An 11,163-nucleotide genomic window follows, 5' to 3' on the forward strand; every position below is an offset into this window, starting at 1 on the left:
GCTGGGCCGATATTTTAATTTGAGGAAAGAATGGAAAAGGGCCTGGGCGCAACGGCGCATCCGGCTGCTATTATTTATCGGACTGTGTTTGGTCATACCTATTTTGGCAACTCTTCCTTTATTTTTTGTTCAGATCGAAGCGCGAAAGGGAATTCAACTGAATGACTTTTTATTAAGTCATCTGCCGACCTTCAATCTATCGGTTTATATCTTCTTGGTTATCTGGGGAACAGGCGGACTTTTCCTGTTAAGGTCGATCAGCGATCCGAAACTGTTTATAAAATTTACCTGGAGCTACCTGATCGTTTCCATCTTTCGCGTGGGTACTATTTACCTTGTTCCCTTAGATCCGCCAAAAAACATACATGAGCTGGCCGATCCCTTGACCGGTGTGTTCTATGGACATATGATCATTAACAAAGACTTGTTTTTTAGCGGGCATACGTCTATATTATTTTTAATATTTTTATGTATGCCCGCTAAAAGGGATAAGCGCTTTGCATTTGGTGCTACCGTTCTGGTCGCGATCATGTTGTTAATACAACATGTTCATTATACGATCGACGTCCTTGCTGCGCCTTTTTTTACTTACTTCGCCTATCTATTGACAACCAAGTACCTGCAAATCAACGATCGGACGCTATAACCATGTATATTAATGCTCACCGGGCAAAAAAATCATTTCCGGGCAAAAAATTATTGGTTTAAAGCGTCCCGGTAAAACTTTTCCTCATCTGATTTTAACTTTGCATCGGTTTCTTTACTTACATAAACCATATGACCGGCTTTGTAATAATTTAAGATGATGTTTTTACGGACATCAGACTTTAATCCCATATGGTTTACCACATATTCGGCATTATAAACTGGCGTAGCCAAGTCATAATACCCACATACCACATTGACTTTCAAGTGGGGGTTTTCGGTCATCGCACTCCTCAATGTCTCTGACACATCCAGATAACTGTTGATGGCCGGTTTGTAATCCCATGGGCGAACATTAGTTACGGCTTCATAGGGAATATCATTTTTATAACCAAGATCATTTCTTACATAATTGTTAAAAGTAGAGATGAATAGCCCGTTCAGATTGGCGTCACTCGGATCATAAGAGGGGTATTCCCCGGCATCATCGATATCTTCGCCGGTAAACCTGCTGTCGTACCTGCCAACGATCTTTCCATCATTACGTAAAACCTCTTTAAAGAATCGAAAATCTGTGATCCGTTCGTTAGCTCTTCGGATATATTCTTTTGAAATACCAGTAAAGTAATTTAGGGTATCAACGACTTTATTGGTAAGCTCTGGTGATGCCGTATCGCCTTCGCCGAGAAAATAGGCATAGGTACCCATCGTAAATAATTCTGCTCTTTTTACCAGTTCTTCTGTGGACAGACTTTGCAAAGGCGCAGAAAGTTTATGATGATATTGTGCCGTTGCAGCATAGGTTGGTAAGAAAAACTGGTAAGGCATCTCATTGCCATGGTTAAAATCTATTAACTGGAAATTCAAAACGGAAGATATCAGTGTAATGCCATTCAGGTACATTCCGTATTGGCTTTGCAAATAGCCGGAAAGGCCGGCGGCCCTTGTTGTCCCGTAACTCTCACCAGCGATAAATTTGGGACTGCTCCACCGGCTGTTTTTAGTGACATACAACCTGATAAAGTCACCTACTGATGCCAGATCTTCTGTGTACCCATGAAACTGGTTAACATCCACGCCTTTCGCTGAACGGCTATAGCCTGTTGATACCGGATCGATGAAAACAAGGTCGGTAAATCCTAGCCAAGTATAAGGGTTGTCCGAATAATGGTACGGGGGAGCTGATGCGTTGCCCTTATCATCTCCAAATTGTACCCTAACTGGTCCGAAAGAACCCATATGCAGCCAGATCGAAGCTGATCCCGGGCCACCGTTAAATACGAAAGTGACCGGACGTTTGCCTTTCTCCTGGTTATCTGCTTCATAAGCTACATAGAAAATTTTAGCCAATAATTTATCGTCCTTGTCTTTCATGGGCATATAACCGGCGGTTGCCGTGTAGTGTATGATTCTTCCGTCAACGGACAGGTCATGGCGGGTTACCGAAGGATGCCCCAAAACGGTATCCCTGGGATCTGCCGTAATACTGTCTTTGACCGTTAACGAGATTCGTTGTCCTTGTGTATTTCGTCTTTGTACCTGCGCAAAGGAAGTTATTGCTACCGCTGCCAGCGGTACAACAAAGAGTAAAATTTTCTTCATCATTTTTTTTCTCAAATATAATTATTTAAAGCAACAAAGTTGCTTTAAATAATTATGATAAAATAACTGCCGAGGATTTAGTCGCCCTTCGCTGGCAAAGGATTGGCTTTGGCAAAATAAAAGATTAAAGCGCTTAAGCCCTATTTGTGCTTTAACGCATTTAAATTAGATCTTAGGATATAATTAGGAAGCTATGCAATTATTTATTGCCAATATCCCTCACCAGATAGACGAGGTGGAACTTAGCCAACTATTACACCAGTTTGGTAGCGTGGTTTCTTTAAATAGGCTGATGGGCAAGGAAAACGGATCAGTAAGGGTTATGGATTTGTTGAGATGAATGACGATGCCCAGGGAAAGGCAGACATCGAGGCGGTGCTATGTTTATGGGCGAAAGATCGCGCTTTCCGAATCAAAAGGTAAGCCGGTAGAGGAAAGACGGCAGTGCTATGGCCAGCAAGGTGTTAAAAGTAAATATACACGGTCAGATAGATATGAAAATAGCAAACAAATTGACGGGAACAGGCAGTAATATCCATTTTTCCGCTGATTCGAGCTACGGCAAATGTAAGGCCTATTTAATACCGGAACTACTGCTTGAACAATTGCAGGTTATTATTGAGAACCGCTATTTTTATTCGTTTGCAGCAAATCTAAAATGCCTTCGCAAACGTGTCATTAGGTAATCATTCATCAATTCAAAATAAATATCCTGAGCCATGGTTTCCACACTCGGAAGAATGCAGGCATGTTCTGTCACCGCATCTAGTAACACCTGGCATTCCAGATTTTCTTTCATGTGTATGAGTCCCTCCAGCATACCATCGGGTGGGCTGCTTAGGCGCAAAGCCAAAAAACTTTGATAAGGCGAGATATCCACTTCCATCTCCCGCATAAAAATTTCACCAACCTGATCGGTAACGCTACTTTCTTCCTGGCCGCCATTAATCATAAAGATACTTATGAATTCGATAAAACCTGCGAAATGTTCGGGCTTACCTCGCCATTTTAATTTCCAAAACGTGGGGTCGCCGAATTGTACGCGAATATCGGCGGGCATGCCCAAGCGTTCCCCAACATGGGCGATCGCTTCCATCCAACAAGAGCGCTGAGTCGCGTCAGTGTAATCGGCACAAACTGCCATTAATACCGGAAGCGATAAGACGGTTCCGATCTGACCCAATGTTTCACAAAATATTTGTGCTATCTCGCGTTGCGGGCTGATCGTTTCTCGTAACAAAGCCAGTACCGCCTTTTCAGCCTCCTGAGCGTTGCTGCCTTGTAACGCCATGACCGCCGTGTATTTGAAATAATCGTCTTGCATTACCTCCAGGATCGGTGAAAGGTCAGTCGTTTCCGGGAGAAAAATTTGTGCTAATATTTTTAAAATTATAACCCCGTTCTCACGGTTATGAGATAGTTGTTTAAGCAGCAGATTGATTACTAAGGGTTCGGGTTCTCTCGGCATGATCTGCATTAGTACAATGCCTGGTTGATAGAGCTCAAAACTGCTGCGATCTTTACGCAGTAGTTCACAAAGGCCAGGAATATAGCGAGCATAAGCTGATAGGTCTTCATCCATTTCAAAGCCGACAGGCTCTACGATGTTCCCACCTTTTAACATGGCTTTAATAACATCATGCATCGTGTAAATCATATCTTTCTCCTTTAGGTAAGTTATTAATAGATAAATGTATAATAGTTACTAATTAGGTAAAAGTGATTTGATGATCCGGCAAAAATACGATTACTTGTCAAAACATGCTTAGAAATTTATTTTACCAACTTTTATGACTGGTGATCAGCAACTTTGACCAATCACTAATAAAACGCTTAAATTAGCAACATCTGCCGCTATGATCCGGGAACTTTACCCAAAAACGAAGCCCATATTTCGGTTGAGATTAAAAAATTAGGTAGGGAATTATTATAGTTAACCCGGCAAAAGGTCACCTGTGGGAATCAAAACAAATAGCAGGAAAAAGGCTGCTCTCATGATTTTAAAATTAATTAGGATTTTAATTATTGTCAAATTTTTGTTAGCTGATCTCAATGATATGATTGTTCAATCGGGCCCTTCTTATCAGATCCTGTAAGACATCGGGCAAATCGCCATAGGGAATGGCTTTTAAATTAATGATGTTATTAGTTTGATCCGTGGTTGCGAGCGTGAGATGCATAAGGCCAAATAGCCGCAGCCAGAAAGGACGACTGATCACGTAATCCTTGATCCGGAACAGCTCAGTATTATCCGTTCGTTTACTCCAAATCCCGGTAGTCACCTGCAAGGTGTCCATGGTCACTATATAACGGACCGACCAAATATAGAAATAACGGTAACAAGCCACCAATGTTAACGCAAGTGCGGCTGCCATTAGGACGGACCCACCATAGCTAACGGCGAACAGCACTAAAAGGGCCAGCGATATCAGCGGCATGACTTTCAGGAGGGCATAGATCGGCGAAGGCCGGTATTCAAAAATAGTTTTCATAAAATGATTGATTAAGTTTTAAAAAAGCGGCCGGTCAATTCTTCCAGGAAGGAAAGACAGGTAGACGGCTTATAAGTCCTGATCCCGAAGCGGTATCCTGCCGAACGTTCAAAGGCACTCAGGCTGAAACTATTCTCATCAAAGTAGAATTGCTGATTACGAAATATTACTTCCAAATGTGCATTCTCCAGCAGCGTAACAGCTACAGGTACCCGACGGATACCTGTGGCTGCTTTAAGGTCGGCGATACGTCCGAGCAGGTCATTTCCAAAAATGAACGCGTATGAACGGCAGGATAAATTTTCCCGGATATAATTAATCTGCCCTGTATCCAGTCCGGAGCCTGTAGCTACAAACAAAAGATAGTCAAAATTTAGGAAGGTGTGCGTGTGAAGGGATAGAAACGCTATAGCGTCCATTGCCGAATGCCCGATAATTACCTGCCTTATATTTATCGCATCCACGTCCCCAGCGAGCCAAAGTCCGTCGCTTTGCGGTACCTTGTGAAAGCCCAAACCGTAATTTTCAGCAGCGTCCCCATAAGAAAACAAGAGATCGCCGTTAGCATCAGTTCGAAAATAGGGCTCAAAATAAGCCTGCACTTTTACCGGCACACCCAACTTGGTCAGGTAGGCATGTATCATCGGGACATTCCCGAACGGGAATAACCGCGGGAATATTCGTCTTTGGTCGTATAATCCGGGACAGCCTGCTTAGTACTCTTTTCAATACGGAGGTCTTCCAACGCCTGTTTATAACCTGGGCTCATCCTGGTGCGTTCCTTTTCATCCGGTTTTTTGCCAAATAAAGTATGCAGGCCTTTGTAAAGCAGGTAGGAAACACCGCCATCAATGATCAGGGAAGCGACCAGTGCCAGCCTGTTCGAGCGCACCCCTTGGCCATCGGTCGCTGAAAACTGGAATACGGTACCATCGGAAATCTCGACCTGTTTACCCTTTCGGTATTTTTCCTTTTGTTCCGGCGACAGGTATTCGTTATTGACCATGTCAGGCACAAGTATCTTTTCCGTGTCGGTAATAACGAACTCCCGGGTATCCGGGTCAAATTCCACCAAAATATCTTTTGGTTTACCTTCATTGTCCTTGATCATCTTCCAGATGTTCACCGCCCGTCCCTTTTGCAGTTCTTCAGCTTCTGTGTCGGTCAAGAACTCCGGATACTCAACTTCGCGGTAGATCGGGTGTACCAACAGGTCCAGCTTTCCTTCTGCATTTTGCTTTAGAGATAGTTTAGCATCAAGCTGCTCGATCTGGAAACCATCCATCGACAGGTCTTTTAAACGGAGCATTTCCGTGCGCCTACCGGAAACCAGTGCCTGTACGGCACTGGTGGTGAGTAATAATTTGCCGGCCTTGGCCAGGCCGATCCTTTCGAGTTCTTCGATAGGAAGATCTTCTTCATTAAATATTTGCTGAATCATAATGGGTTTGAATTTGAATTAACGTTTTCTTCCGCGACTGACGGTTTCCCCCTGTTCAGCCGTTTCCATGGCCATGCCCTGCTCAACCTTTTCTTCGGTCACCTGCCCGGTATCATGGTTCTGGCCGATAGACTGGGCCAACGGGTTGTTGCGGGCATTGACCAGTGAGGTATACAAACCATCCTTCGGACCAAGCTTAAATTTATTGCCGGTATTCAATTCAACCATTTGCGCGGTCTTGCCTTTCAGAATGGCCAGCACCCGGTACTCGGCATTTTTATAAGGGATCACATCACCTTTGTTCAGCGCGTTCTCATTCGTTTTGGCGGCAGCCGTATCCTGCTTGATCTCGCGCTTATTCTCGATATCCAGCACATAATCAAAGATCTTTTGAGCATCAGCCGAGGCCTTATGCAACTCAAACGGTTCGTCCTGCAAGATCTTAATCCAGGAATCGACATAGGCCGCATGCTGCCCGAAGTTATGGCCGATATTGATCTCGCTGCCGATCATAAGCGAGGCTATCTCCGCACGCAGTTCCTCGCGGGCATAGTCCTCAGAGCCGAACTTGCCTTCCATCGGGCGCTTCAGGCGGCTTTCAGCGCCGGTCCAGTGACCGATCTCATGCAAAAGCGTCGCGTAATATTTGGCGGCAGAATCGAACTGTTCCTTTTTAGGCAGCTGGATGAGATCCTTGGTCAGGTTATAGTAAGCCTCATTACCACCGTGTTTGATGGTGGCCTTGCTGGCCGCAACGATCTGCTCGGCTTTTTCAATGGGCGACCATTGCTGCTGAGCCTGTTTGGCATCGTAGGCTTCTTTCCATTCAGGAATACCTTTGATCTGTTGGCCGTTAAATACCCAGGCATTGGTAATGATGGGTTTTTCGAGCCTGACGCTATGCATTTTGGGTTTACCGTTCTCGCCGAGCACTTTTTCGCCCTTCCCATCGAGTACGGGCTGCAGTTCGGTGGTTTTGACGAAATTGATCAGCGTCGCTTTAGCGCCCTTTTCCACGGTCCATTTGTTATACGAAGCTTGTTTCAGGGTCATCCAGCGGGGGTCCTCGCGTTCCTGCATAGCTAGCCAAAGGGCGTTCATGCCGCGGTAATTGTTACCGGTGGTCGGGTTAAGCGGCGTCATAAAACCCGCGGAATGATCATCGGTCCAGGGTTTCTGAAAGGGTGAGGTGCCGGCTTTTAATGCGTCGACCAGCTTTTCAGCCACTTGCTCGTGTAATGCTTTAAATTTACTCATGGTCGTATTCTCCTTTTTCTACGGTTAAAAAATCGGGTTCAAGCAGGTCGGTGCCCTGCAGGTCATACAGGTCCGCTTCTTCTGCGGTCAGGAAGATCTCCTGCAAGCCGATGAGCTCGCGGAGTTTCCTGGTCAGTGAAATTTCTACTGTGCTATTCATGATGAAATGCGTTAATGGATTATAATGGCGGGCCTTTCTCCGTAAATAAAGCGCGGAGAAAAGCCAGCGGGTTGATAAAATGGTGGTTGTATTTGACAGCGAAGTGCAGGTGCTCGCCAGTCACCTGCCCGGTTTGACCGGTCAGCCCGAGTGCCCCAGCAGCCTCGATGGTATCGCTTGGAAGTACCCAAAATTGGGACAAGTGGCCATAAATGGTTTCAAGGTTCCCATCATGCTTAAGGATAACATGGAGTCCTAGCCCCGGATCATAACCGGCAAAGGTGACCGTTCCCGGCAGCACGGCATAAACCGTATCCTGCTTTGCGGCCAGGTCAATGCCGGCATGGAATTTCCAGTTTCCCCTCAACGGGTGAACACGGTAGCCAAAGGCGGAGTTAAGGTGCAGGCGGTTGAGCGGCAGGCTGATGTCAGCATACCCGGCGGGCTGTCCCCTGGCGAATAGTGGTGCATAGACAACTGCAAGCCATAATAAAAAGCGGCGCATGATCAGCGGCCGATCTTATGAACCGGAGCTTGTTCAATGTCTAATTCCTGCGGTGCGGTGCGCTTTAATCCAAGCTTTTCGTCTAAAGTGGTCATGGCATGTTTAAGCACGGTCTAATTGCCGAGTGCCAGCTCCATTCCTGTTTTGATCTGCTTGGAGGTACTGTGCTGCTGGAGCAGGTTGATCTGGAAAAGTGTTTTGAAATTATTCTTTTCCAGTTCTTTGAAATTTGAGATCAGTTCACGGTAAAGCTTATCCGGTTCTTTGAGCACTAGCAGCGCATTGGTCGCATAAAGTGCTTGTTCGCCTTTGCCAAAACTGACAAAGACATCATCACGCACCAAATCGGCGGAAGTGATCATCCCGATCTGGCCCTGCCGACTGGCTGGGTCGGACGGTAGTTGCGGGTGCACCAACACAAGGGTGCCAGTTAAATCATCCATATGCTAAAAATTTAAAGGTTAATTATAATTGATGGTCTACCTCATGGAAGCCTTTTGCACGGTCGCGGCAGATGGTTCCGGTGTTTCCATGGTTACCGGCGTGGCGGGCGCGAAATTTTTGATGATCGATTCCACCTCCCGGTTGATCCGCAGGAAGTTCTCCCGAAGGATCTGGTCTTTGTTGCCGCCGAAGTCGTAAAAATTGGGCAGGTCCCGGTAGCCTGCTTCCTCGCGCTCGATCTCTTTCCGATCAAGGTTGATCTTACAATTAACCGCGGAGGTTTCGAACTTACCGGTATAGGTATCCTGTACATCCTGGGCGATCAGGCCAACCATTTCGCCTGTATTCAGAGAGGCGATCTTTCCCGCCGGGATCAATGATTCGAGTTTTTCGTTTAGCGAGGTGGAGGTTTTGTTCCGGTCAATGGACAGGCTTTCTCCGATCTGCTTGTTCCGGCCGAAAAGCTTTTCCAGCCAGTCCAAAGTTTCTTTGTTGCGCACCGAACCTGAGAGTACGTTACCGGTTACTGCGGTGATCGTACTGGCCGTATCTTTCCCATATTGTTGTTGAAACTGCGGCAGTTCCTGCAAACCGAGTAAAATACTGACCTTGTTTGACCTCGCTACCGCGATCAAGTTCTCAACCTTGTGAACGTATAAAGTCGGTACCTCATCAATGATTAAAGCCGAAGGCAGGTTACCCTTGTTATTGATCAGTTTGGTAAGGCGGTTAAGTACTACGGAGTAACAGGCCGAATTGATATTCTGCGTATTCGGATCATTAGCGAGGACCACGATCCCCGGCGTTTCCATATCCGAGATCTTCAGGTTAAAATCATCGCCCGAAAATACCCAATAAGATTCTTTGGTCGCCAGGCGGGAAATAAAGATTTTTAACGTTCCGACCTGGCCCTCTAATTGATCAAAAGCCTTGGCCAGGAAAGCACTTTTAAAGGGCGACAGCAGGGAAACCAGTTCCTGCTCCGTAAAGAGCGTACGAAAAATATCTTCGTAGGATTGGTTCAAAAAAGACAAAACATGCGGCAGGCTGGAATATTTACCGCCTTCATACTTGCTAAAGAAATAAACACAGGCCGCTAAGAAGTTGATCGCCGATTGTGTAAAGAACTGGTCGCTGCCGCCTGATTTATCACCTTTTTTTAACGCTTCTACCAATCCTTCTGCGCTTTCCGACGCTTCTGCCAGGGTGGCCATATAATCACTGCGCCAGGGATTGATACGACGGCTTTTTTCCACTTGCGTAAGGTTGATCACATGAAAGCGGTGGTTCTTGCATTTGCCGTTTTGCTTGGCCAGCAAGTAATGGTAATAAGCGATCTTGCCTAAGTCCGGGTGCTTATAGTCATATACACAGGCGCAAAATTCCTTGGCGATCAGTTGCCGGATAAATGGGTTAACGACCCCAAAGCTCTTACCGGAACCTGGCGTACCGATCAGGATCGTCGCGCGCATAGGATTACAGATATTGATCCAGCCGTTCCAAACTTTTCCTTTGTAATAGAACTGCATCGGGATGTTGACCGAATAAGGCGTATCGATGCGCTTTACGGGCTGCATAAAGCTTTCCCCTTCGACGTTCCAGATATCCTTTCCCAGACCGGAGCGGATGATCTTGGAAATATTATCCATCGCGATACTGATCAGCAGCGCGCCACTGAAAGAGCAAAAGATATAAGCGAGATCATACCAACTGGTATAGGCAAAGACCAATGCCGAGGGGCGGTTATAAAACCACAAGCAGCCAAAAAATAAAAGGAAACCAAGGGCCAGGGGATAAACGATATGGTTCTTTGGGTCAAGATCCTGTTTTTTTTTAGCCAGCGTACCCACGCTGACCAGGCAGATGAGCAGCAAGGTAGCCAGCTTACTATAAACCAGGTTCTGATAAATGGGGATCAGGCTGATCTTGACGAGCGCGTGACGGACAAGTGACCACATCGGCGCGCGGATGTAAACAAAAATGGCCGCTTCTAAGGCGACCATGATATAGATCGTACATTGCAGGAAACCATGCAGTTTCTGCTGCTCACGGGTTTCTTCCATAATTTAATTTTTGAGGTGAGAAAATAGTGATGAACCGGGTTCAGCTAAGCGGAAAAATTTATCGGGGGCGATACCGTTCTATTGTGGAGATGGTATCGTGAATGGCACCGCCATGACTAAAAAGCGCGACCTTTTCCAGACCGAATTGACGGCCCGCGCCCATAAAGATGGAGTGGTAACCGAAGGTGATCACTTTACCACCTGGGTAAAGACAACGGGGCAGTTCATCTTTTAATTGCCTGAAAGGACTGCACACCAAGCCTTTATAAAGCTCCATGCTCTTTCTATAAGCATAAGGCGGATCAAGCAAGATAGTGTGAAATGGCTCTCCCTGCCAGCCCCGTAACAGTTCCAGTGCGTCCAAGTGGTAGTCGGCAGGCATCTCCGGGTCGAGATCATTGCGGGTTTCATCTAAAGCCAAAGCCGTCGGGCCCGCGAAGAGGTTCAATACGCGGCCCTCGCCATGCCGTTCCACCCAATGCCTGACGGGCGTAACAGAGAAAGTATAGCGGTGCAATGGGCACTTGAAATGTTCAAAAATTACCATAAGAAAA

Annotated in this window: 13 protein-coding genes; 2 read left to right on the forward strand and 11 right to left on the reverse strand. The window is 46.1% G+C overall.

Features of this window, described 5'->3' with window-relative positions; translation table 11 throughout:
- Positions 1-19: 19 nt before the first annotated feature.
- A complete protein-coding gene (locus ABIB50_RS09920) occupies positions 20-646 on the forward strand; it encodes a phosphatase PAP2-related protein (RefSeq protein WP_429379446.1) in 627 nt (208 codons plus the stop codon).
- A 50-nt stretch (positions 647-696) separates the two neighbouring features.
- Here ABIB50_RS09920 and ABIB50_RS09925 read toward each other — a convergent pair whose 3' ends face one another.
- On the reverse strand, positions 697-2,250 hold the full coding sequence (locus ABIB50_RS09925) for a S10 family peptidase (RefSeq protein WP_429379448.1): 1,554 nt from the start codon (positions 2,248-2,250) through the stop codon (positions 697-699).
- A 190-nt stretch (positions 2,251-2,440) separates the two neighbouring features.
- Here ABIB50_RS09925 and ABIB50_RS09930 point away from each other — a divergent pair, with 190 nt between their 5' ends.
- A complete protein-coding gene (locus ABIB50_RS09930) occupies positions 2,441-2,587 on the forward strand; it encodes a hypothetical protein (RefSeq protein WP_429379450.1) in 147 nt (48 codons plus the stop codon).
- Between the two features lie 294 nt (positions 2,588-2,881).
- On the opposite strand, the gene ABIB50_RS09935 is transcribed toward ABIB50_RS09930, so the two are convergent.
- From ABIB50_RS09935 to ABIB50_RS09980, 10 genes are all read right to left on the reverse strand, one after another.
- Entirely contained in the window at positions 2,882-3,904 is a 1,023-nt protein-coding gene (locus ABIB50_RS09935) for a HEAT repeat domain-containing protein (RefSeq protein ID WP_429379452.1), read from the reverse strand.
- A 382-nt stretch (positions 3,905-4,286) separates the two neighbouring features.
- Positions 4,287-4,739 carry a PH domain-containing protein gene (locus tag ABIB50_RS09940; RefSeq protein ID WP_429379454.1) on the reverse strand — a complete coding sequence of 151 codons (453 nt, stop codon included), beginning with the start codon at positions 4,737-4,739 and terminating at the stop codon, positions 4,287-4,289.
- A gap of 11 nt (positions 4,740-4,750) precedes the next feature.
- Positions 4,751-5,383: a hypothetical protein gene (locus tag ABIB50_RS09945; protein ID WP_429379456.1), complete on the reverse strand. Its 633-nt coding sequence runs from the start codon at positions 5,381-5,383 to the stop codon at positions 4,751-4,753.
- Positions 5,380-6,180 carry a DUF4099 domain-containing protein gene (locus ABIB50_RS09950; RefSeq protein ID WP_429379457.1) on the reverse strand — a complete coding sequence of 267 codons (801 nt, stop codon included), beginning with the start codon at positions 6,178-6,180 and terminating at the stop codon, positions 5,380-5,382. Before ABIB50_RS09950 ends, ABIB50_RS09945 begins: the two co-directional genes overlap by 4 nt.
- A gap of 18 nt (positions 6,181-6,198) precedes the next feature.
- The gene (locus ABIB50_RS09955; RefSeq protein WP_429379459.1) at positions 6,199-7,437 is read right to left on the reverse strand and encodes an ArdC family protein; all 1,239 of its coding nucleotides are present in this window, start codon (positions 7,435-7,437) and stop codon (positions 6,199-6,201) included.
- A complete protein-coding gene (locus ABIB50_RS09960) occupies positions 7,430-7,597 on the reverse strand; it encodes a hypothetical protein (RefSeq protein ID WP_429379461.1) in 168 nt (55 codons plus the stop codon). The genes ABIB50_RS09955 and ABIB50_RS09960 overlap by 8 nt, the downstream gene beginning before the upstream one ends.
- 19 nt (positions 7,598-7,616) lie before the next feature.
- A complete protein-coding gene (locus tag ABIB50_RS09965) occupies positions 7,617-8,102 on the reverse strand; it encodes a M23 family metallopeptidase (protein ID WP_429379463.1) in 486 nt (161 codons plus the stop codon).
- Positions 8,103-8,215: 113 nt separating this feature from the next.
- The gene (locus ABIB50_RS09970) at positions 8,216-8,545 is read right to left on the reverse strand and encodes a hypothetical protein (protein WP_429379464.1); all 330 of its coding nucleotides are present in this window, start codon (positions 8,543-8,545) and stop codon (positions 8,216-8,218) included.
- 36 nt (positions 8,546-8,581) lie between these two features.
- Positions 8,582-10,609, reverse strand: coding sequence for a type IV secretory system conjugative DNA transfer family protein (locus ABIB50_RS09975; RefSeq protein ID WP_429379466.1), 2,028 nt, complete (start codon positions 10,607-10,609; stop codon positions 8,582-8,584).
- 58 nt (positions 10,610-10,667) lie between these two features.
- The gene (locus tag ABIB50_RS09980; protein WP_429379468.1) at positions 10,668-11,156 is read right to left on the reverse strand and encodes a hypothetical protein; all 489 of its coding nucleotides are present in this window, start codon (positions 11,154-11,156) and stop codon (positions 10,668-10,670) included.
- Between the last annotated feature and the right edge of the window lie 7 nt (positions 11,157-11,163).

The sequence above is a fragment of the Mucilaginibacter sp. UYCu711 genome (genome assembly GCF_050433825.1).
In the GTDB taxonomy this organism is placed as follows: domain Bacteria; phylum Bacteroidota; class Bacteroidia; order Sphingobacteriales; family Sphingobacteriaceae; genus Mucilaginibacter.